The organism is Saccharothrix texasensis (genome assembly GCF_003752005.1).
Lineage (GTDB): Bacteria > Actinomycetota > Actinomycetes > Mycobacteriales > Pseudonocardiaceae > Actinosynnema > Actinosynnema texasense.
Map to the genome: position 1 here is coordinate 8,858,435 of NZ_RJKM01000001.1, position 22,244 is coordinate 8,880,678.

The 22,244-nt window shown below is 72.6% G+C and carries 18 protein-coding genes; 12 read left to right on the plus strand and 6 right to left on the minus strand.

Going from position 1 to position 22,244, the window contains the following annotated elements:
* Positions 1-20 precede the first annotated feature (20 nt).
* On the minus strand, positions 21-959 hold the full coding sequence (locus EDD40_RS39495) for a carbohydrate ABC transporter permease (protein ID WP_170185373.1): 939 nt from the start codon (positions 957-959) through the stop codon (positions 21-23).
* 242 nt (positions 960-1,201) lie between these two features.
* Between EDD40_RS39495 and EDD40_RS39500 the strand changes: the two genes are divergently transcribed.
* On the plus strand, positions 1,202-2,623 hold the full coding sequence (locus EDD40_RS39500; RefSeq protein WP_123747411.1) for a ricin-type beta-trefoil lectin domain protein: 1,422 nt from the start codon (positions 1,202-1,204) through the stop codon (positions 2,621-2,623).
* Between the two features lie 39 nt (positions 2,624-2,662).
* Here the strand turns inward: EDD40_RS39500 and EDD40_RS39505 are convergent, their stop codons facing one another.
* Both EDD40_RS39505 and EDD40_RS42965 read right to left on the minus strand, forming a co-directional pair.
* Positions 2,663-4,006 (minus strand): BNR repeat-containing protein, encoded by a 1,344-nt coding sequence (locus EDD40_RS39505; protein ID WP_123747412.1) that lies wholly within the window; start codon positions 4,004-4,006, stop codon positions 2,663-2,665.
* 30 nt (positions 4,007-4,036) lie between these two features.
* Positions 4,037-4,507 carry an RICIN domain-containing protein gene (locus tag EDD40_RS42965; protein WP_211348351.1) on the minus strand — a complete coding sequence of 157 codons (471 nt, stop codon included), beginning with the start codon at positions 4,505-4,507 and terminating at the stop codon, positions 4,037-4,039.
* 436 nt (positions 4,508-4,943) lie between these two features.
* Here EDD40_RS42965 and EDD40_RS39515 point away from each other — a divergent pair, with 436 nt between their 5' ends.
* Entirely contained in the window at positions 4,944-5,915 is a 972-nt protein-coding gene (locus tag EDD40_RS39515) for a sugar kinase (RefSeq protein ID WP_123748625.1), read from the plus strand.
* 80 nt (positions 5,916-5,995) lie between these two features.
* Here the strand turns inward: EDD40_RS39515 and EDD40_RS39520 are convergent, their stop codons facing one another.
* Positions 5,996-7,105, minus strand: a complete 1,110-nt coding sequence (locus EDD40_RS39520; RefSeq protein ID WP_246038222.1) for a LacI family DNA-binding transcriptional regulator — start codon at positions 7,103-7,105, stop codon at positions 5,996-5,998.
* A gap of 184 nt (positions 7,106-7,289) precedes the next feature.
* Between EDD40_RS39520 and kduI the strand changes: the two genes are divergently transcribed.
* Positions 7,290-8,078 carry a 5-dehydro-4-deoxy-D-glucuronate isomerase gene (gene kduI / locus EDD40_RS39525; protein WP_211348352.1) on the plus strand — a complete coding sequence of 263 codons (789 nt, stop codon included), beginning with the start codon at positions 7,290-7,292 and terminating at the stop codon, positions 8,076-8,078.
* Positions 8,075-8,845: an SDR family oxidoreductase gene (locus tag EDD40_RS39530; protein ID WP_123747414.1), complete on the plus strand. Its 771-nt coding sequence runs from the start codon at positions 8,075-8,077 to the stop codon at positions 8,843-8,845. Before kduI ends, EDD40_RS39530 begins: the two co-directional genes overlap by 4 nt.
* A 15-nt stretch (positions 8,846-8,860) precedes the next feature.
* Here the strand turns inward: EDD40_RS39530 and EDD40_RS39535 are convergent, their stop codons facing one another.
* The gene (locus EDD40_RS39535) at positions 8,861-9,970 is read right to left on the minus strand and encodes a substrate-binding domain-containing protein (protein ID WP_236594246.1); all 1,110 of its coding nucleotides are present in this window, start codon (positions 9,968-9,970) and stop codon (positions 8,861-8,863) included.
* Positions 9,971-10,313: 343 nt separating this feature from the next.
* Between EDD40_RS39535 and EDD40_RS39540 the strand changes: the two genes are divergently transcribed.
* The 6 genes from EDD40_RS39540 (at position 10,314) to EDD40_RS39565 (ending at position 17,484) form a co-directional block, all read left to right on the plus strand.
* The gene (locus tag EDD40_RS39540) at positions 10,314-12,278 is read left to right on the plus strand and encodes a DUF2264 domain-containing protein (RefSeq protein WP_123747415.1); all 1,965 of its coding nucleotides are present in this window, start codon (positions 10,314-10,316) and stop codon (positions 12,276-12,278) included.
* A gap of 73 nt (positions 12,279-12,351) precedes the next feature.
* Entirely contained in the window at positions 12,352-13,656 is a 1,305-nt protein-coding gene (locus EDD40_RS39545) for an ABC transporter substrate-binding protein (protein WP_123747416.1), read from the plus strand.
* A gap of 76 nt (positions 13,657-13,732) precedes the next feature.
* On the plus strand, positions 13,733-14,659 hold the full coding sequence (locus EDD40_RS39550) for a carbohydrate ABC transporter permease (RefSeq protein ID WP_123747417.1): 927 nt from the start codon (positions 13,733-13,735) through the stop codon (positions 14,657-14,659).
* On the plus strand, positions 14,659-15,567 hold the full coding sequence (locus tag EDD40_RS39555; protein ID WP_123747418.1) for a carbohydrate ABC transporter permease: 909 nt from the start codon (positions 14,659-14,661) through the stop codon (positions 15,565-15,567). Before EDD40_RS39550 ends, EDD40_RS39555 begins: the two co-directional genes overlap by 1 nt.
* 5 nt (positions 15,568-15,572) lie before the next feature.
* A complete protein-coding gene (locus tag EDD40_RS39560; RefSeq protein ID WP_170185374.1) occupies positions 15,573-16,259 on the plus strand; it encodes a DUF624 domain-containing protein in 687 nt (228 codons plus the stop codon).
* A gap of 40 nt (positions 16,260-16,299) precedes the next feature.
* Positions 16,300-17,484 (plus strand): glycoside hydrolase family 88 protein, encoded by a 1,185-nt coding sequence (locus EDD40_RS39565; protein ID WP_123747420.1) that lies wholly within the window; start codon positions 16,300-16,302, stop codon positions 17,482-17,484.
* Positions 17,485-17,533: 49 nt separating this feature from the next.
* Here EDD40_RS39565 and EDD40_RS39570 read toward each other — a convergent pair whose 3' ends face one another.
* On the minus strand, positions 17,534-18,985 hold the full coding sequence (locus EDD40_RS39570) for a glycoside hydrolase family 43 protein (protein ID WP_123747421.1): 1,452 nt from the start codon (positions 18,983-18,985) through the stop codon (positions 17,534-17,536).
* A gap of 350 nt (positions 18,986-19,335) precedes the next feature.
* Between EDD40_RS39570 and helR the strand changes: the two genes are divergently transcribed.
* A complete protein-coding gene (gene helR / locus EDD40_RS39575; protein WP_211348353.1) occupies positions 19,336-21,537 on the plus strand; it encodes an RNA polymerase recycling motor ATPase HelR in 2,202 nt (733 codons plus the stop codon).
* 260 nt (positions 21,538-21,797) lie between these two features.
* Positions 21,798-22,244, plus strand: coding sequence for a hypothetical protein (locus tag EDD40_RS39580; RefSeq protein WP_148089063.1), 447 nt, complete (start codon positions 21,798-21,800; stop codon positions 22,242-22,244).

A 22,244-nucleotide genomic window follows, 5' to 3' on the forward strand; every position in this document is an offset into this window, starting at 1 on the left:
CGGGGACAGGGCCACGGTCGTCACGCACCCTTCCGGGAGCCGCGCAGCTGCACCACGTAGGCGATGATCGCGGTGATGACACCCATCACGATCGCCACCGTGGCCGAGTAGTTGTACTGCTGACCGCCGAAGGACAGGTTGTAGGCGTACATGTTCGGCGTGTAGAAGGTGCTGATCGCGTTGGGCGCCAACGACCTCAGGATGTTGGGCTCGTTGAACAGCTGGAAGCTGCCGATGATCGAGAAGATCGTCGCGATCATCACCGCGCCCCGGATCGCGGGCAGCTTCACGCTCAGGATGGTCCGGAACGCGCCCGCGCCGTCGATGGCCGCGGCCTCGTACAGGTCGTTCGGGACGACCTTGAGCGCCGAGTACAGGATCAGCATGTTGTAGCCGACGAACTCCCACGTCACGATGTTGCCGATCGACAGCAGGATCCAGTCGCCGGACAGCGGCGAGACGACGTCGTCGCCCAGCAGCCGGTTGAGGTCGGCGGCGAGGCCGAAGCTGTCGCCGTAGATGAAGCCCCACATCAGCGTCGCCACCACCGCGGGCACCGCGTACGGCAGGAACACCACGATCCGGAAGAACCCCGCCGCGTGCAGCCGGGCGCTGTCGATCGCCAGCGCCGCCACCAGCGCCAGCCCCAGCATCACCGGCACCTGCACCACCAGGAACAGCAGCACCCGCAGGAACGACTCCCAGAACTTCCCGTCGCCGAGCACCGCCGCGTAGTTGGCCAACCCGACGAACTCCGTGCCGCCGAAGAACACCTGCTCCCGGAACAGGCTCAGCCACACCGCGTAGGCGATCGGCGCCAGGAACACCAGGGCGAACACCACCAGGAACGGCGCGACGAACAGCCAGCCCTTGCGGTCCACGCGCAGGCGGCCGACGTCGCGCGTCGGCCGGACCGGACGTGCCGGTGGCGCCTCGACCGGCGCCGAGATGGACGTCATCGTCTCTCCTGTTGACCACGGCGAGGATGTTTACGCAAACATTTGGCGGCACGCTAGCCCGTCGACCCGGACCTGTCCAGTGGGCCGTGACGCCACCTCGTGGAGCGGGTTTGTCCCGGTCGGCTCTCTTGACAGCCCGCCGCCCGGGTCACAGACTGGCCCGGCCGCCAGCCATGTTTGCGCAAACATGACGTGGTCCGCAAGGGCCGCGACACCCGGCACCACTCGTGAGGAGATCAACGATGAACTCTTCGCCCACCCGACGCCGACGCCTCGCCCGCGTCGCGGCGGCGGTCGGCTGCGCCTTGGGCGTGGCCGGGCTGCTGACCGCGACCGCGTCGCCCGCCGGCGCCGACACCAGCCAGTTCAAGGGGGTCAACTGGGCCGACCCGCGCGACAACTACGCCGCCGACGAGGTCGTGCCCTCGGGGTTGTCCAAGTCGGACAGCTACGCCACCACCCACGCCAAGGCCACGGCGGTCATCGGCCAGTTCCAGGCCAGGCTCGGCGCGAACACCGTGCGCCTGCCCGTCAACCCCACCACCGTCAACGGCCCGTTCTGGAACTCCTACACCGGGGCGATCGACGCCGCCGCGGCCAAGGGGTTCAAGGTCGTCCTGGGCTACTGGGAGTCGGCCGCGGCCAAGGACGGTCGCATCGACGACACCGCCGCCTTCGACGCGATGTGGAACCGCATCACCGCGAAGTACGCGGCCGTCGGCGCGGTGTACTTCGAGCCGATGAACGAGCCGTTCGGCTACAGCAGCCAGGAGTGGCGCGACGTGGCCGCGAACTGGCTGGCCGCCCGGCCGGCCGTGCCGCGCAACCGGGTGTTCGTCGGCGGCACCGGCTACAGCGAGGACGTCAAGCCGGTGTGCGCCGACAGCAGGCTCGACGGCACCTACCTCGCGCTGCACCAGTACGGGTTCTGGCACAAGGACTGGACCAGCCCGCGGCAGTGGGCCGACGACCTCCGGGCGCGCATCGGCACGTGCGCCTCGCGCACCGTCCTGGACGAGTTCGGCGCCGAGATGACCTCGGGCCTGGACTACAACGGGCCGGTCAACGGCTCCTACGAGGTCGCCTACCTCCAGGCCGCGACCGACACCCTGCGCTCCCTCGGCATGGGCTCGGTCTACTGGCCGGGTCTGCGCACCGGTGACAGCTACTCCCTGACCACCCTGAGCGGCAGCGGGACCGACCTCACCCTGAACGTCACCAACCCCAGCGGCGCGGACCGGCTGCGGTGGGGGTGGGGCGGCGGATCCACCCCGACGCCCACCGACGGGGTGCTGCGCGGCGCCGGGTCGAACCGGTGCCTCGACGTGCCGGGCGCGAGCCGGGCCAACGGCACCTCGCCGACCCTCTGGGACTGCAACGGCGGCGTGAACCAGCGGTGGGCCCACACCGCCGCCCAGGAGCTGCGCGTCTACGACACCAAGTGCCTGGACGCCGAGGCCGGTGGCGGCACCGAAGCCCGGCTGGTCATCTGGGACTGCAACGGCGGCGCCAACCAGAAGTGGACCTTCCAGTCGAACGGCACGGTCACCAACGGCCGGTCCGGCCTGTGCCTCGACGTGACCGGCGAGGCCACCGCGAACGGCAGCGCGGTCGGCTTCTGGCACTGCAACGGCAAACCGAACCAGGTGTGGCGGCGCAGCTGACCGACGACCGGGTCCCCGCCACCGCGGGGACCCGGTCCCTCAGCCCAACCGGAAGTCCGCCACCCGGATCGGGGACGGCGTGGTGCCCGACGAGACCTGTTGGTACTGCACGGACAGGACGCCGTCGACCGCGACGCGGGTCCGGTCGACGTTGACCTCGCCGAACGCGGCCAGCGACGGGTCGTCGAAGAGCACGGCCCAGTCGGTCCAGCCGCTCGCCCTGCCCGCCGCCACGATGCGGCCCCGGGGCATCACCAGGTAGGCGTTGTCGGCGCGGTCGAGGACGAGTTTCGTGCGTTGGGTGCTGTGCGGCGGCACGGGCACCTCCCGCTTGGTCCAGGCGCCGTCCGCGCGGGTCAGGTGGAAGGTGCGGGCGTGCCGCGCCCGTTGCGCCGCGTAGTCCGAGACGCGGGGGACGAACCGCTCCGGCACGGAGCTGATCACCACGTGGGGCGTGCCGGTCGAGTCGACGGCCTGGCTCTCCTGGTTCATGAGCGCGTGGTCGGGGTCGAGGCGGTCGACGAGGACGTCGGGGGAGGAGACGGCCACGGGCGTCCCGCCGGTCGTGCCCACGACGGTTCCCGCGTCGTTGCGCCACGTGCGGCCGCGGTCGTCGCTGTAGACGTAACCCGTGTCGTGGTTGGCCAGGCCGCCGGGGGCGTGGAGGACGCCGCTGTCGCCTTCGCGCCACGTGAACGCGGCGTGCAGCCGCCCGCCGCGGTCGTAGTCCAGGCCGTGCAGGTACATGTTGCGCGTCGTGGACACGACGCCGTTCGGTCCGGTGTAGTCGCCGGTGGCGGAACTCCACGCGCCCAGGCGGGTCCAGCCGCCGTCGCGGTACTCGGCCAGCTCGTTGACGCCGTTGCCCGAGCACCCCGTGCGGTAGCTCAGCTGGAGGACGTCCTCGGGGGTCACCACGAACTGCGGGTACGTGATGTCACCCGGGTCGACGCCGTCGAGGGTCCGTCGCACCGCGCCGAACGCCGACGCGTCCCAGGGGAGCGGTCGGGTGGTGAGGCCGGGGGTCGACCGCACGTAGAAGACGCGGTTGTCGTGCGTGTCCATCGCGACGTGCAGCGTCCCGTCCCGCGGGGAGATGCCGAGCGAGATCACGTTGTGCGAGTCGTCCACGCTCAACCGGTGTGGCAGCACCACCTTCTCCCACTCGCCGCCGAGCCGCCTGCGCGCCACGACGGCGTGGCGGCTGCCGGTGTACCAGGTCGCGTACTGGTGGCCGGCGTGGGTGACGATCGCGTCTTGTTGGAAGGAGTTGTTGTTGACCACGCCGTCGTAGGACACGAAGAACAGCGCGGCCCGGTCCAGCACGGTGTCGGACACCAGGGTCGCCTTCGGCGCGGTCGCCCGCCCGGTGTCCGACACCATCGCCTGTCCTCTCGTCGGTCGGTCGTTCCGTCAGCCCGCGTGCGGAGTCCGGTCGACGACCGCCCACCGCTGGTTCGACCCGGAGTCGGGCGCGTACACGCCCACCCGGGTGCCCACGCCCGTGCCCTGGCCGACCACGTCGAAGAGGCGACCGGAGGAGGCGTTGACGAAGGTGTAGCTGCCGTCACCGGTGGTCGACATGATCCACTGGGCGGCGGGGTCGGTCTGCGCGCCCGCTTCGAGCACCAGTCCGCCGTCCCGGTCGGCGAGCCGCTTGCCGTCGTCGCACCGCGTGGCGCTCGCGGTCGCCGACGCCGAGCGGTCCTCCTCGACTCGCACCGGCCTGCCCCGCACCAGGCCGCCCTCGGCGTCGCTGACCACCGGCGTCACCGAGGCGTTCGCGCGGACCGCGCCGAAGCGCGACAGGTCGAGCGTGACGGCGCGCCGCTGGTCGGTGTTGTCGACGTGGACGTCGGTGTTGGTGTGGATCGGGCAGGTCACGAGGGTGCACGTCGAGCTGGTCGACGGCGGCCCTGCCCTCGGGGCCGTAGGCGTTCCAGTCGGTGCGGAAGAGAGTGGGACTGGTCTCGTCCGGCGTGGGCGCCTTCCTGCCGGCCGCCGGTGGGTTGGCCGTCGGGACCGAGCCGGGTGCCCCAGCCTCGAACGGGGGCCGCCGGTAGGACGGGTCCGGCCGCACGGTCACCGACGCCGCGACCAACGCGGCGGACAGGCAGGCGGCGGCCGGCTTGGACCTGACGTGTCGGCGTGCCCGGCGAGGGCTCATCGTCGTCGATCTCCTCTTCGGAGTCCTGCCCGGTGGGCGGAGCGGGAGAGCACGGGATGAGCATGTGCGATCGTTTGAGTCGGGTCAAGCACTATTTGATCGTTTACGATCGTTTTGTTCGAACCTGAGCCCGAAGGAGTCGAAGTGGTCGCGGTGCTGTGCGTTGGCGAGACCATGGCCGTGTTCACCCCCGCCGAAACCGGGCCTCCCGAACAGGTGCGCGCCTGGACGCGCGGCGTCGGCGGCGCGGAGTCCAACGTGGCCTGCGCCCTGGCCGCGCTCGGCGTGCCCGTCGGCTGGGTGAGCGCGGTGGGCGACGACCCGTTCGGGCGGGCGGTCGTCGCGTCCGTGGCGCAGGCCGGGGTGGACGTCTCGCGCGTGCTGGTCGACCCGACCCGCCCCACCGGGCTCTACGTCAAGGAAGCGAGCAGGACCGGCAGCGCGGTGCGCTACTACCGCGCCGGCTCGGCGGCGTCCGCGCTCGGGCCGGACCTGGTCGATCGACTCGACCTGGGCGTGGTGTCGCACGTGCACCTGACCGGCATCACGGCGGCGCTGTCACCGTCCTGCCTGGCCCTCGTGCGCGCGTTGCTGGACCACCCCGGGATCACGACGTCGTTCGACGTGAACTGGCGGCCGGCGCTGTGGGGGCCGTCCGGGCCGGAGGTGCTCCGGTCCCTGGCCGCCCGGGCTGACATCGCCCTGGTCGGCGACGACGAGGCCGAGGCGCTGTGGGGCGTGTCCGGGCCGGCCGCGGTCCGCGAGGTGCTGCCGGAGCCCGGCACAGTGGTCGTCAAGCAGGGGGCGGCCGGCGCGACCGTGCTGGCGGCCGGCTCGGCGCCGGTGTTCGAACCCGCGTTGGCGGTGGACGTCGTCGAACCGGTCGGCGCGGGCGACGCCTTCGCCGCCGGTTTCCTGGCGGGCCTGCTGGCCGACCACCCGCCGGCCCGCTGCCTGCGCTCGGGCCACCTGGCCGCGGCCGGCGCGCTGTGCACGATGTCCGACGTGGCCGTGCCGCTGCCACCGGCCGACGTGGCACGGCTGCTCGTCGCCGATCCGGCCGCGTGGGCCGCCGCCCGGATCAGCGCGGCCGGGGTGCGGGACGGTGTGGCCGGGGTGCGGTGATGAGCCGGGGCGCCGGTGCGCGGGAGGGGATGCGGAGCCGTGCGGCTGGTGTGCGGGTCGGCGTCGCCGGCGTGCGGCGATCAGCGCACGGCCCGCGTGCGCGCGTCGGTCGAGGCGCGTTCACGCAGTTCGGAGCTGAGGACCACCCGGCGCACCGGCCGGTCCGGGCCCTGGGCCAGGCGTTCGAGCGCCAGGTGCACGGCGGTGCTGCCGACGGCGTACTTCGGCGGGCGCACGGCGGTGAGCGGGGGGTGGGCGAACCGGGCGACCTCGTCGTCGTACGCGACGACCGAGAGGTCGGCGGGCACCCGGATGCCGCGCTCCTCGGCCCGCTGCACCAGCGACACCGCCTCCCGGTCGGAGTGCACGACCAGCGCGGTGGCGTGGTGCTCGGCGCACAGGTCCAGGACCCGGTCGACGTCGACCGCCCAGCCCGGCTCGTAGTAGGCGGCCACGCTCACCTCGGGGGCGGGGGTCAGGCCGAGGTCGGTCATCGCGTGGTGCCAGCCGTCGCGGACCTGCCCGGAGGTGGGGCTGGTGGCGCTGATCGCCAGCCCGATGCCGCGGTGGCCCCGGCCGTGCAGGTGGCGGACGGCGAGCTCCGCGCCCGCCGCGTGGTCGGTGCGCACGGACTCGACGTGCTGCCGGTAGGGGCCGGACACCGCCGAGCGCTCCACCAGCACCACCGGCACGGGCAGGGCCGTCAGCCACGCGAGCAGCTCCTCGGCCCCGGCCCCCCGGGTCGGCGGTGCGACGAGCAACGCGTCCACCGCGCCGCTGCCGATCATCCACTCGACCTGGTGCCGCACGTCGTCGACCTGGTAGGACGCGCCGCGCAGCACGAGCCGGGCGCACTTCTCGTGCGCGGTGTCCTGCGCGCCGCGGATGACCTCCGGCCAGTAGTAGTCCAGCGACGGCACGACCATCCCGATCGCCGGCGTGGCGTCCGCGCCCCCGGCCTCGGCGGGCAGGTCGTCGACCAGCCTGACACCGCCGTGCACCCGTTCCACCAAGCCCTCGGCGGCCAGGTCGTTCACGTCCCGCCGCACGGTGACCGGGGTGACGCCCATGGCCTGCGCGATGTGCGTGATGCGCACGACGCCCCGGCCCGCCAAGTGCTCCAGCAGCCACTGCCGTCGGGCGGCGGGCAGCATCGCGCCCCTCGCCTCCGCACCCGGTTTGTCCGCCATGACCGCCTGCTCGCCTCGTGGTCCTGATCGAAACTGATCGTAACAAGCAAACTGTACAGTCTTGCCCTTCCTTTGTGTCTGAGATTGACTGTTTCCTGCCATCAAGTGTGTGAAACGATCGACTCTAGGAAGGCGACGCAACGTGGAGCAGCGCTACGCGACCGCGCCGCGGCAGGTCCCGTCCATGACCACGGACGACCTGCGGCAGCACTATCTGGTCGAAGACCTGTTCGCCGACGGCGAGGTGCGCGCGGTGCACAGCCACCACGACCGGGTCGTGCTGGTGGGCGCGCTGCCTCGCGGCGGCCCGCTGAGCCTGCCGGCGTTCCCGGAGCTGAGGTCGGAGCGGTTCTTCGACCGCCGCGAAGCCGGGATCGTCAACGTGGGCGGACCGGGCACGGTGACCGTCGACGGCGAGGAGCACCGGCTCGAACCGACCGCGTGCCTGTACGTCGGCCGAGGCGTCGAGGAGGTGTCGTTCGCGTCCGACGACCCCGACGCGCCCGCCGCCTTCTACCTGTTCTCCGCGCCCGCGCACACCGCCTACCCGACCGTGCTGGTGGAGCCGGGCGCCGGCACCGTGCGCGAGCTGGGCGACCCGCTGACGTCGAACCGCCGGACGCTGACCCAGTACATCCACGAGAACGGCGTCCGCAGCTGCCAGGTCGTGATGGGCGTGACGACGCTGCACGCGGGCAGCATGTGGAACACGATGCCCGCGCACACCCACGAGCGCCGCACGGAGGTGTACCTCTACTTCGGCCTGCCCGAGGACGCCCGGGTGGTGCACCTGATGGGTGAGCCCAGCGAGACCCGGCACCTGGTCGTGGCCGACCGCCAGGCGGTGATCTCGCCGCCGTGGTCGGTGCACAGCGGCGTCGGCACCGCCGCCTACAGCTTCGTCTGGGCCATGGCGGGGGAGAACCAGGCGTTCGACGACATGGACCCGCACCCCGCGGCGGCGCTGCGATGACGTCGGAGGTGGCCGACCTGCTCGACCTGACCGGCAGGACCGCCGCCGTCACCGGGGCCGGGCGCGGCATCGGGCTGGCCGTGGCGCGGCTGCTGGCCGCCGCGGGCGCGGACGTCATCGGCATCGCCTCGTCCATGCCCGAGGGCGACAGCCCGGCGCGGGCCGCGGTCGAGGGCGAGGGCCGGGTGTTCACCCCCGTGCGGACCGACCTGGCCGACCACGCGCAGGTGGCCGAGCTGGGGGCGCTGCTGGCCGGGCGGGAGGTGGACGTCCTGGTCAACAACGGCGGCACGATCCGCCGCGCGCCCGCCGCCGAGCACTCCGACGCCGACTTCGACCACGTGCTCGACGTCAACCTGCGCGCCACCTGGACGCTGTCGCGCGACGTCGGCCGGGTGATGCTGGCCCGCGGCTCCGGCCGGATCGTCAACGTCGCGTCGATGCTGAGCTTCCAGGGCGGCATCACCGTGCCCGGCTACACGGCGTCGAAGTCCGCGGTGGCCGGCCTGACCAAGGCGCTGGCCAACGAGTGGGCGCAGCGCGGCGTCAACGTCAACGCCGTCGCGCCCGGCTACGTCGCCACCGACAACACCGGTGCCCTGCGCTCGGACCCGGACCGCAACCGGTCCATCCTCGAGCGCATCCCGGCGGGGCGCTGGGCCGAACCGGAGGACATCGCGGGCGCGGTGCTGTTCCTGTGCTCCCGCGCGGCCGACTACGTGCACGGCGTCGTCCTCCCGGTCGACGGCGGCTGGCTGGCCCGCTGAGCCGGGCGGACGCGGTCAGTCGGGCGGCGGGACCGACGAGCCGCGCACCCGCAGGGACGGGGTGATCACCACCCGGTGCGACGGCCGGTCGGGGTCGTGCAGCCGGGCCGCCAGCAGCGACACCGCCGCTCGACCGATGGAGCGCCGCGCCGGGCGCACGGCGGTGAGCGCCGGGGTGAACAACGCCGCCACCTCGTCGTCGTAGGCCACGACCGACAACCCGGCGGGCACCTGGATGCCGCGCTGCTCGGCGCGCTGGACCAGGGCCATCGCCTCGGTGTCGGCGTGCACGAGCACCGCCGTGGTGCCGGTGGCGGCCAACCCGTCGAGCACCCCGTCCAGCGCGGTGTCCCACCCGGGCGTGCCCGGCGCCGGGACGGCGGTGTCCACGGTGGACCGCGGGTCGAGGCCGGTCTCGGCGCACGCGTCGAGCCAGCCCCGGTGCACGTGCGGCGAGGTCGGGCTGTGCTCGCTGGTCACCATGCCGACCTTGCGGTGGCCCAGGGACACGAGGTGGTGCACGGCCATGGCCGCGCCCAGGGCGTGGTCGGACACCACCGATTCCACGACCGCCTGGCGCGGGCCGACCGTCGCGACGCGCTCGACGAGCACGACCGGGGTGTCGATGGTGCTCAGCCACTCGATCGTGGCCGCCGCCGACGGAGCGGTCAGGCTCGGCGCGGCGATCAGCCCGCACACGTCCTCGTTGTCCAGCAGCCGCTCCAGCTGGGGCCGGTCGTCGGCGCTCTCGTAGGACGAACCCCGCAGCAGGATCCTCAAGCCGTTCGCGGACGCCTCCTCCTCCGCGCCGCGCACCACTTCCGGCCAGTAGTAGTCGAGGGAGGGGACCAGCATGCCCGCGGCGCCGAAGTACGCGGGCTCCGCCGGGAGGTCCAGCGGCTGGGCGGCGGGCGGCAGGAGCTCGGCGGTGGGCAGCGTGGCGCCTCCGTGCACCCGGCGCAGCAGGCCCTCGCCGTCGAGGTGGGCGATGTCGCGGCGCAGCGTCACGGCGGTGACGCCCATCCTGTCGCTGAGGTCGGAGATCCGGACCATGCCGTCCCGGTGCAGCGCTTCGAGGATCGACGCGCGCCTCTTCGCGGCGAGCGTGCGGGACTCGGCGCTCACGACGCCTCCGCCGCGGTGGCGCTGGGCGACGGCGCCGTGGCGTCGGGCCGGGGTCCCGCGGTCGGCCGGACCGCCACCCGCTTCCTGCCGGCCGCACCGTGCCCCCTGCGCGCTTTCGTCACCGCACGTCCTCTCGTCGTTGATCGAGGCCCCAATTATGTGGGCGGCGCAGGGGGACACCTCACGGCGGCAGGCCGGGGCGGTCGGGGATCGGAGTGTTCATGTGAGTCTTGACACGATCGCTCCTGCACGTATTTACTACTTGACAGCCAAAGCGATCAAAAACGAAAGCAACTGTGCTGTTTTTGATCGAACGCCTTCGACGAAGAAGGACGACGAGTACATGCCGCCCGAACCTCTCCTGAGAGCAGACGCACCACCGACCCCACCCGGCGGGTGGACCCGCGAGAAGTGGGCCGGCACGGCCGACGCCATGCTGCGCGCCGTGCGCCCGTACGCCTCGCCGGGGCACGCGCGCATCACCCTGCCCGGTCCGGCCGGCGGGTACGGGACCGAGGTGGACGGCCTGGAGGGCTTCGCCCGCACCTTCCTGCTCGCCGGGTTCCGGATCGCGGGTGAACGCGGAGCCGACCCGGACAACCTCCTCGAGTTCTACGCCGAGGGCATCGCGGCGGGCACCGACCCCTCGTCCCCCGAGCGCTGGGTGCGCCTGGACGAGCACGGTCAGGCCAAGGTCGAGGCCGCGTCGCTGGCGCTCGCCCTCGACCTGACCCGCCCCTGGCTGTGGGACCGGCTCGACCCGGCCGTCCAGGAGCGGTTCGTCGACTACCTCGCCCCCGCGGTGGGCGACCGGACCTACCCGCAGACCAACTGGGTGTGGTTCCGGCTGGTCGTGCAGGCGTTCCTGCGGTCGGTCGGCGGTCCCTGGTCCGCCGAGGACGTCGCCGAGGACCTCGCCACCCACGACGGCTTCCTCCGCCGGGACGGCTGGATGGCCGACGGCCACGAGCGCTCGTTCGACCACTACGTGGGCTGGGCGCTGCACGTCTACCCGCTGCTGTGGTCGCGGATGCCGGGTGCGGCGGGGTTCGCCGAGGACCGCCGGGTGCGGGACGACGCGCTGCTCGACCGCTACCTGCTCGACGCCGTGCACCTGGTCGGCGCCGACGGGTCGCCGCTGCTGCAGGGCCGCAGCCTGACCTACCGGTTCGCCGCCGGCGCGCCGTTCTGGGCCGGGGTGCTCGCCGGGGTGCCGTCCACCCCGGCGGGGGTGCTGCGCCGGGCGGCGTCGAGCGTCGTGCGCCACTTCGTCGACCGGGACGGCTTCGACGAACGCGGACTGCTGTCGCTCGGCTGGCACGGCCGGTGGCCGCGGCTCGCGCAGTCGTACTCGGGCCCCGGCTCGCCGTACTGGGCGGTGAAGGGCATGCTCGGACTGGTCCTGCCCGCCGACCACCCGGTGTGGGCGACCGGCGAACTGCCGCTGCCGGTCGAGCGGGGCGACTACCTGCGGGCGGTCGAGGCGCCGGGCTGGCTGGTGAGCGGCACCGCCGCCGACGGCGTCGTGCGGATCGTCAACCACGGCACGGACCACGCCCTCCCCGGCGACACCAGGGGCGACTCACCGCTCTACGCGCGTTTCGGCTACTCCACCGCCACCAGTCCGCTGCTGGACCGCGACAGCTGGGTCGACCCGCACGACCAGGCCGTCGTGCTGGTGGACGCCGAGGGCCGGGCGTCCCACCGGTCCGGCATGGCGCTCGGCCCGACGGAGGTGCTCGACGTCGACGGGGTGACCGTGGGAACCGCGTCCTCGTCCGGCGCGGTCCGCTGGCTGGAGCCCGACGACGCGCAGAAGCACCACGGTTCGGGCTGGGAGGGCCGCCACCACGACGCCGGGACGGTCGCGGTGCACTCGCTCGTCCGCGGTCCGTGGGAGGTGCGCCTGGTCCGGGTCGACGAGGTCTCCCGCGACCGCCCGCCTGTGAGCCTGGAGCTGTCCGGGTGGGCCGTCGCGGGCGCGGAACCGGAGACCCTCGCCACCGACCCGCCGTGCGCCCGCGGCGACGGCGGAGCGCAGTCGACGCTCGTGGTCCTCCTGGGGGAGACGACCGACTCGGGCGTGTCCCGGCACGCGGACGCGAGCCCGCTGGGACCCGTCGCCGCGGTGCCGTGGACGCGCCACCCCGTCCTGCCCGGCGAGTGGTTCGCCGCGCTGCTCGAACTGACCCGCGACGCCCGGCCCTGGTCGGCCGAACCCGAGGTGCGGCTCTCGCGCGGTGGCACGACGAGCTGGGTCACCACCCGGTGGCCCGACGGCGCGCAGACCCGCACCGCGCTGTCCTGACCGGCGGTCCGCCACCCGGCGCCGCTTGAGCACTCCCCGTCCTCCCCACCGCTCGACCAGGAAGTGAAGGACCATGCGACACCGCCATGCCAGGCGGACCGCCCTCGCGGTCGCCGTCACCGCCCTCACCCTCACCGCCACCGCCTGCGGCGCCGACGAAGCCGCCGACAGCGGCGGGCCGGTCACCCTGACGATGAGCGCGTGGAGCCTCAACTCCACCCCGGAGTTCCAGAAGCTCGCCGACGGGTTCCACCAGCGCAACCCCGACGTGAAGGTGGAGTTCAAGGAGTACGACGCCACCAACTACGACACCCAGCTGACCGCCGACCTGGCCGCCGGCAGCGGACCCGACGTCTTCGCCCACAAGACCCTCAAGAACTTCATCACCTACCAGGCCGGCGAGCAGCTGCTGGACGTCTCCGACGTCGCCGACGGCCTGGGCGACAAGGTGAACGGCCTGGGCAACTACAAAGTGGACGGTGTCACCTACTCCGTGCCGTACCGCCAGGACTCCTGGTACGTCTTCTACAACAAGGACCTCTTCGCGGCGGCCGGCGTGACGCCGCCCACCGAGGCGTGGACGTGGGCGGAGTACGAGCGGACCGTGGCGGACCTCTCGGCGGGTCTCAAGACTGCGGGCTCCCCGGCCAAGGCCGCCTACCAGCACGTGTGGCAGTCCACCGTGCAGGGGCTGGCGCTGGCGCAGACCCCCGGCGCGGACCTCAACAGCGGTGACTACGGCTACTACGCGCCCTACTACCAGCGGGCCCTGAAGCAGCAGGAGTCGGGCGCGCAGGTGGACTACGGCACGGCCACCACCAACACGTTGCAGTACCAGGCGCAGTTCGGCACGCAGCAGGCGGCGACGATGCTGATGGGCAGCTGGTACGTCGCCACCCTCGTCGCGCAGCAGAAGTCCGGCGCCGCGCAGTCGTTCAAGTGGGGCTTCGCCCCGGCGCCGCAGCGCGACGCGAGCACCAAGGACAAGCCGGTCACCTTCGGCGACCCCACCGGCCTGGGCATCAACGCCGCCATCGACGAGAACAAGGTCAAGGCGGCCAAGGAGTTCCTGTCCTACGTGGCGGGGGAGGGCGGCGCCACCGCGCTGGCCTCCATCGGCATCACGCCCGCGGCGCTGACCGAGCAGGTGGCCAAGGCCTACTTCGAGGTCCAGGGCGTGCCGACCGACGAGCTCTCGCTGTTCACCTTCAACAACCACGACACCCGCCCGGAGAACCCCGTCTCGCCGCAGACGGCCGCGTTGCAGAACATCCTGCAGGAGACGCACTCGGCGATCATGTCCGGGAGCACCCCGGTGGACGAGGCGCTCGCCAAGGCGGGCGCACGGGCCCGCAGCGAGGTCCTCGAGTCGAAGTGACGACCCGGCGCGGGCCCGGCGCCGTCGGGCCCGCGCCGCCCCCAGCACACCCCCTACGCAGGAGCACAGAGAGCCGATGAGCACCACGACGGTCGGCGGTCCGCGCAGCACCGGCGCGGACCGGACGAAGCGGTGGTACCGGGCGCGCCGGTCATTGCAGGGCGCGTCGTTCGTCCTGCCGAACTTCCTCGGCTTCGGCCTGCTCACCCTGGGCCCGGTCGTCGCGCTGTTCTACATCTCGTTCACCAACTGGAACGTCTTCGGCAAGGCCAAGTGGATCGGGCTGGACAACTTCACCCGCCTGCTCGGCGACGCGAGCTTCCACCGCGCGCTGCTCAACACCCTGTACTACTCCGCGTTCCACATCCCGCTCACGCTGGTGACGAGCCTGGGCTTGGCCCTGCTGCTCAACCGCAAGCTGCGGGGCGTGGCGTTCTTCCGCACCGCCGCGTTCTTCCCCTACGTCACCTCGATCGTGGCCATCGCCATCGCGTGGAACCTGCTGTTCAGCCGCGACGCCGGGCCGATCAACCAGATCCTCGGCCTGTTCGGGGTCGACGACCCGCCCGGCTGGACCGCGTCCTCGACCTGGGCCATGCCGGCCGTGATCATCGTCGGCGTCTGGCGCGAGATGGGCTACTACATGCTCCTCTTCCTCGCCGGCCTGCAGACCGTCCCGCCCGAGCTGCACGAGGCCGCCCGCATCGACGGGGCGAACGCCTGGGCGCGCTTCCGCAACGTCACCCTGCCGTGCCTGCGCCCCACCACGTTCTTCGTCACCGTGATGCTCACCATCGGCAGCTTCAAGGTCTTCGACCTCATCCTGGTGATGACCAACGGCGGCCCCGGCCAGTCCACCCTCGTGCTCTCCCAGTACATCTACCAGAAAGGCTTGGTGGAGAACCGGTTCGGCTACGCCTCCGCGATCTCCGTCGTGCTGTTCGCGCTCTGCATGCTGGTCACGGTCGTGCAGTTCGTCATCAACCGCAGGAGGAACGCCTGATGACCGCGTCGCACACCGCGCTCGACCCCGCCGCGCCAGGGGCGGCCGGAGCCGGTCCCGCCGCGCCGTCCGGACGCGGCGGCACGCGGCTCCCCGCGCCGGGCAAGGTCCTGGGCTACGCCGTCCTGGTGGTGGCGGCGGCCGGCCTGCTGCTGCCGTTCTTCTGGATGGTGTCCTCCTCGCTGAAGACCGCCAACGGCGTCTTCGCCATCCCGGTGACCTGGTTCCCCGAGTCGCCGCAGTGGGCGAACTACGTCGAGATCTGGCGGATCTCGGACATGCTGCTGTGGTTGAAGAACACGGTCTTCCTCTCGGTGGTCGTCACCGTGCTCCAGCTGCTCACCGGCAGCTTCGCCGCCTACGGGTTCGCCAAGGCCCGCTTCCCGGGGCGCAACCTGCTGTTCCTGGTCTACATCGGCACGATCGCGGTGCCGTGGCAGGCGTACATGATCCCGCAGTTCATCATGATGTCCGAGGTCGGCCTGACCAACACGCCGTGGGCCGTCATCGCCCTGCAGGCGTTCAGCGCCTTCGGCGTGTTCCTGATGCGGCAGTACTACCTGACCATCCCCGACGAGCTGTGCGAGGCCGCCAGGGTGGACGGCCTGAGCGAGTACGGCATCTACTTCCGGATCATGCTGCCGCTGTCCGTGCCCGCGCTGGCCAGCCTGGCCCTGCTCACCTTCGTCACCACCTGGAACGACTACCTCGGCCCGCTGATCTACCTGCGCGACCCGGACCTGTGGACCATCCAGCTGGGGCTGAAGTCGTTCGTCAGCGAGTACAACGCCGAGCACGCGTTGATCATGACCGGCTCGGTGCTGTCCGTGGTGCCGATCGCGGTGGTGTTCCTCCTGGGGCAGAAGTACTTCGTCCAGGGTGTCGCGACCAGCGGGCTGAAGGGCTGAGGACCGTGTCGCACGAGATCTACGCGCGGGTGTTCACCACCGCCTACGCGCTGCTGGCCACCAGTGCGCTCGTGGTGGGCGCCACCGGGCCGTTCCTGGCCGTGCTGCTGTTCACGCCCGTCACGGCCAGTTGGCCGCTGCTGGTGCTGACGGCCCCGTTCCTCGGACCGGCCGTCGCCGCCGCGCACGCCGTGTTCGGCTCCCTCGCGCAGGACGACGGCGCGCCGGTCGTGCGGGGTTTCCTGCGCGCCTGGCGCCGGCACGGCCGCCGGTCGGCCATCGTGGCCGGCGCCGCGGCCGCCCTCCTGGTCGTGCTGGCCGTCGACGTCCGCGCGGCCTGGGGCTCACCCGTCGGCGCGGTCGCCATCCCGGTCCTGGTCGTGCTCGCCGCCCTCGCCGCGGTCACCGCGCTGGTGGCGCTCACCGGCGTGGTCGAACACCCCGACGTGCCGCTGGGGCGCCTCCTGCGGGCCTGCCTGTTCCTCGCGCTTCGCCGCCCGCAGTTCACCGTCGTCTCGTCGGCGGCGCTGTGGGTGCTGGCGGCGGCCGTCGGCGCCGTGCCCGTGCCGGCGCTCGCCCTGCTGACCGGACCGGCGCTGTACGTCGTCTGGGTGGGCAGTCGCGCGACCCTGAAGCCCCTCCGCGCCGTCCCGGGCTCCGAGCCCGACCCGCGTCCCGCCGCGGCGCGCTGACCCGCGCCCGTCGTTCCGTCACCCGTTCTGAGGGAGAACCATGTCCGCGGAAGCAGACCGCGCCGCACCGACCACCGACCACCTGGCCGTGGCCTGGAACGCCGCCGTGGCGACCGTCCGGGCCAACATCGCCGACTTCACCGCCTGGTACCCGGACGACACGACCACCGCGGGCGCGTACCGGCCGCGCACGGCCCGCGACGGCCAACCCGAAGGCGCCAACGTCGGGTGGACCACCGGCTTCTGGCCGGGGATGCTGTGGCTGGTCTGGGAGGCCACCGGCGACGACGCCGTGCTGCGGGCCGCGCGGCACCAGGTCGACAGCTTCGCCGACCGCGTCCGGCGCGGGATCGACCTCGACACCCACGACCTCGGTTTCCTCTACACCCTGTCCAGCGTGACGCCGTACCGGCTGCTCGGCGACGAGGGGGCGCGAGACACCGCGCTGAAGGCCGCGGACCACCTGATGGACCGCTTCCTGGAACCGGCGGGCATCCTGCAGGCCTGGGGCGACCTGGAGAACCCGCTGCAACGCGGCCGCACGATCGTCGACAGCCTGATGAACGTGCCGCTGCTGTACTGGGCGGCCGAGACGACCGGCACGCCGTCGTACTCCGACGCCGCGATCCGCCACACCGAGCAGCTGCGGCAGCACATCATCCGCCCGGACGGCACCACGTTCCACACCTACTACTGGGACCCGGAGACCGGCGAACCCCTGCGCGGCGGCACCGAGCAGGGCCACCAGGACGGCTCCTGCTGGGCCCGCGGGCAGGCGTGGGGCATCTACGGCTTCGCGCTCGGCTACCGGCACGCGCGGCGGGAGTCGTTCCTCGACGCGGCCAGGCGCTGCGCCGACTACTTCCTCACCCGCCTGCCGGAGGACCGCATCGCCTACTGGGACCTCGTGTTCACCGACGGCAGCGGACAGGAACGCGACTCCTCGGCCGCCGCCATCGCCGCGTGCGGCCTGTACGAGCTCGCGGAGCACCTGGAGGACCAGGGCGCCGCCCAGCGCTACCGCGCCGAGGCCGACGCCATGCTGGACAGCCTGGCCACCTCCTACTCGACCGCGCGCGAGCCGGGGTCCACCGCGCTGCTCCTGCACGGCGTCTACGACAAGCCCAAGGACGTCGGCGTGGACGAGGGGAGCCTCTGGGGCGACTACTTCTACCTGGAGGCCCTGAGCCGCCGGCTGCGGCCCGACTGGCGCAGCTACTGGTGACGTGACGGGGGTGGGCGCCGAGAGCGCCCACCCCCGCTCCGCCCCCTGGTCAGCTCGTCAGCCGGAACGTGGCGTCGGCGCGGCCCGTCGCGTCGGTGATCTGGTCGAGCCGGAGCTGGTAGGCGTAGTGCCGGAGGTACCGGTCGGGGTGGCTGTAGGCCTGGAACGACGACCACGACGCCGAGGCGAGCCCGGCGACCTGGCGGAACGTGGCGTCGGCCTTGAACGCCGAGCTGCCGTCGTCCGCCGCGAGCACGAAGTCGAAGTTGTTGTGCCGCAGGTAGTAGCCGGGGTAGTTGACCGACTGGAACGACACGGTCCCCGAGCCCGCCAGACCGGGCATCACCCGGAACTGGGCGTCCTGGGCCGGGCTGACGTTCGGGTCGATGCGCACGTCGAAGTCGGCGTGGCGGACGTAGCGGTCCTGGAAGTTGTAGGACTGGATGCGGTTGACGGGGCTGGTCGCGCCCCACTTGGCCAGGACGCGGCCCTCCTCGGCGGCGGTGAGGTTGAGGATCGAGCCGTGCCGCTTGCGGGTCGCGCCGAGGTTGTAGTCCGACACCGCGCGGAAGTTGCGGGTGCTGCCGAGGTTGGTCGAGGCGATCGGCATGTACCCGCGGCCGGTGGCGTACTGGTCCAGCCACAGCGCCCACTCGGCGCGGCCGTTGAACTGCATCCACATCGGGCCCTCGACCACGTTGCCGCCGCCGGTGCCGTTGGAGATGCCCATGTGCGAGAGGTTGCCGATGGTCGTCCACGAGCCGAGGATCGAGTTGCTGCCCTCGACGGTGATGTGGCCGTCGGCGGAGGCCCGGTAGTAGCGGTAGCCGCCGACGCTCCCGGGCGACTCGACGATCTGGGTGTCGATGATGCCCTGGCCCGCGCCCCGGTCGATGTAGAGCACCGGCGAGCTGACGCTGCGGAAGTCCCTGGTGCGGACGTAGTAGATGCGGTGCTTGGTCACGCCGTTGAGCGCCGCGTTGGTCGCCCAGTAGACGACGTACTCGCCGGACGCGGGGTCGTAGATGGCCTCCGGCGCCCAGGCGTTGCCCGCGCCGGGGATGCCGGACGCGACGTCGAGCAGCCGTGGCGCGGACCAGGTGACCAGGTCGGTCGACTCCCACACGACCAGCGACCTGCTGCCCCGGTTCGCGGCGTCGGACCACGACGTGCCGCTCGCGATGCGCAGGTCGGTGGCGATGATCCAGTACCGGTCGCCGGCGGGGGAGCGGACGAGCGCGGGATCGCGCACGCCGCGCGTGCCCACGGTGGACAGCAGCACGGGCGCGCCGTTGTTGAGGTCGGTCCAGCGCAGCCCGTCGCGGCTGTGCGCGAGGTAGATCTGCTCGCCGGTCGCGTGCTCGCCGGTGAAGTGCGCCATCAGGTAGCCGGTGAACGGCTCCAGCGCCTCGGCGCGCCGGTCGGTGGTGACCGACCAGGACGTGAACAGCAGGGCGACGGCGGCGACCAGCGCGCCGATCCTCGTCGGTGTTCGTGGCACGGGTGATCTCCCTTGATCACGGGGTGGGTCACGATCGGAGCGGTGCGGTGTCCAGCAGGCGGGTGAGCGCTAACAACGCAGGGCGGGTACCTCGAACACGGCTGTCACCGCCCTCACGCGTCAGCGGCGAGTATGTTCGATGTTCGCGTTAACATCAAGGTCTGGCCGGAGTGCCCGCAGGAGTGGTCGCCTGACCGGTCGAGGGCTTGGCGCGGTCCGGGCGCGACGCCCCCGCCGGCGCGGCGCGGGAGGGGCTTGACAGGGGCCGGACAATAAAAAGTCGGCGTGCGCTCCGAAATGCAGTGGAGAACCCGCCGAATCTAAAACCAAGTTAGCGCTGTGAGGGGCATGTGTCAACTCAGGGGTACGAAGACGAACTGCGGTCCGAGCGCGGCTACGTGGCCGGGCTCTACCGCCGGCTGGACGCGGAGCGCGCGCGGGTGAAGGGGGAGTACGACGCGGCGCTGCGCGGCACCGGCGGCACGCCCATGGAGCGCGACGTCGAGGTCCGCACGCTGGCCAAGGCGGCGAAGCGGCTGGACGTGGCCGACAACGGGCTGTGCTTCGGCCGGTTGGACACCCTCACGGGCGAGCGCTCGTACATCGGGCGGATCGGGCTGTTCGACGAGGGCGACGAGTACGAGCCGGTGCTGCTCGACTGGCGTGCGCCCGCGTCGCGCCCCTTCTACGTCGCCACCGCGGCGAACCCGGAGAACATGCGCCGCCGCCGGCAGTTCCACACCCGCGGTCGCCTGGTGGCGGACTTCACCGACGAGGTGCTCGGCCGCCCCGACGGCGGCGAGCGCGGTGACGCGGCCCTGCTCGCGGCGGTCAACGCGCCGCGCGGCGAGGGCATGCGCGACATCGTGGCGACGATCCAGTCCGAGCAGGACGAGATCATCCGGCTCGACCACCCGGGCGTGCTGGTGATCGAGGGCGGACCGGGCACCGGCAAGACCGTCGTCGCGCTGCACCGCGTCGCCTACCTGCTCTACACCCAGCGCGAGCGGATGGAGCGGCACGGGGTGCTGGTGGTCGGGCCCAACCCGGCGTTCCTGAACCACATCGGCCGGGTGCTGCCGTCGCTCGGCGAGTCCGACGTGGTGTTCATGACGCCGGGCGACCTGGTGCCCGGTCTGCGCGTGACGGCCGACGACACGCCGGCCGCCGCGCGGCTCAAGGGCTCGTTGGAGATCCTGGACGTGCTCGCGGCGGCGGTCGCCGATCGGCAGCTGCTGCCGGTGGAGCCGTTGACCGTCGAGCTGGGCGGCGGCCCGGCGCGGATCGACGCCGCCACCGCGGAGTGGGCCAGGGACGAGGCGCGGGCGAGCGGGCTGCCGCACAACGAGGCCCGCGCGGTGTTCAGCGAGATCATCACCTACGTGCTCACCGAACGGGCGATCGGTCGGATCGGCCGCGGCTGGCTCACCAGGGACAACAAGGAGGCGTGGGACCGCCTGCGGGCGGACCTGGTCAAGGAGCTCGCCGACGACGACAAGTTCGTCGCCGTGCTCGACGAGCTGTGGCCGGTCCTGACGCCGGCCGGGTTGCTGTCCTCGCTGTACACGTCCCGGGAACGGCTGCGGGCGGCGGGCGCGGACGAGGCGCTGTGGCGTGTCGACGGCGACGCCTGGACGGTGTCGGACGTGCCGCTGCTCGACGAGCTGGTGGACCTGCTCGGCCGGGACCAGGCCGCGGACCGGACCGCCGAGCGGCAGCGCAAGGCGGAGGCCGAGTACGCCGAGGGCGTGCTGGACAGCCTGCACGGCCGCCAGGACTCGATGGACGACGAGGACCACCTCTACGCCACGGACCTGCTCTACGCCGAGGACCTGGCGGACCGCGTGCTCGAACGCGACACGCGGGAGCTGGTCGAGCGCGCCGCCGCCGACCGGGACTGGACCTACCGGCACGTGGTGGTCGACGAGGCGCAGGAGCTGTCCGAGATGGACTGGCGGGTGCTCATGCGGCGGTGCCCGGGCCGCTCGTTCACCGTGGTCGGCGATCTCGCGCAGCGCCGGTCCGAGGCCGGTGCGAGGTCGTGGGACGCGATGCTGGAGCCGTACGTGCCGGGGCGCTGGGTCTACCGGGCGCTGACGGTGAACTACCGCACCCCGGCGGAGATCATGGCCGTCGCCGGCGCGCTGCTCGCCGAGTTCGCGCCGGGGGTCCAGCCGCCGGAGTCGGTGCGCGCGTGCGGCGTCCAGCCGTGGTCGAGGCGGGTCGAGGAGGACGCGACGGCGGCCGCCATCGAGGACTTCGTCCGGGACGAGGCCGGTCGTGAGGGCACCAGCGTGGTGATCGGGCCGGCGGGCATGGCGGGCACGGTGCCCGCGTCGGAGACGAAGGGCCTGGAGTACGACGCCGTCCTGGTCGTGGAGCCGGCGCGGATCCTCGCCGACGGCCCGCGCGGCGCGGCCGAGCTCTACGTCGCGCTCACCCGGGCCACCCAGCGCCTCGGCGTGCTGCACCGGGACCCGTTGCCGACGGCCCTGACCGGCCTGGTGGAGGTCGGGGCGCCGGCCGGGGCCGGAGGTCGGCGGCCGGTGTAGCGCGCACGTGCGGCCGGCGCGGCTCCGCGCCGGCCGCACGCGCCGGGTCGGCCGCCGTGCGCAACGCGGCCAGGCTCGTCGCCCGGCGGTCGAAACCGGCCACCGGGACCGACGGCGTCCACGAGACCACCCTCCCGCCACCGGCTCCACGATCGCGGCACGGCGAGTCCCGACCGGGTGATCCGCCCCGGTTCGGCGTGCGGGACGCGGGCCCCGCGACTAGAAACCGGTGTCGGCGAGCACCGGGAGGGTGTGGGGCAGTGGACACACGGGTCGTGTTGCGGGTCGGGTGCGCGCTGCTGGTCCTGGTGCAGGTGGCGGTCGGGTTGTGGGCGGCCCTGGCCCCGGAGGGGTTCTTCTCCGGGTACCCGACGCCGGAGGTCGGCTGGGTGGCGTTGTACCCGCCGTACAACGAGCACCTCGTGCGGGACTACGGGATGGCGTTGCTGCAGTTGGCGCCCCTGGCGCTGGTCTGCCTGAAGCGGCCGGAACCGGTGTTCGTCGCCGCGCTGCTGGCCGGCGTGCTGCTGTTCCACCTGCCGCACGCCGTCTTCCACGAGCTGCACGTCGTCCGCACCGACGACCTCGTGTGGCAGCGGCTGGCCCTCTGGTCGCCCGTCGTGATCGCCGCCGCCCTGCTGTGGCCGACCTGGGAGTCGGCGAGGAGCCGCCGTCCGCCGACGACGGCTCCTCTCAGCCCGCGGTGA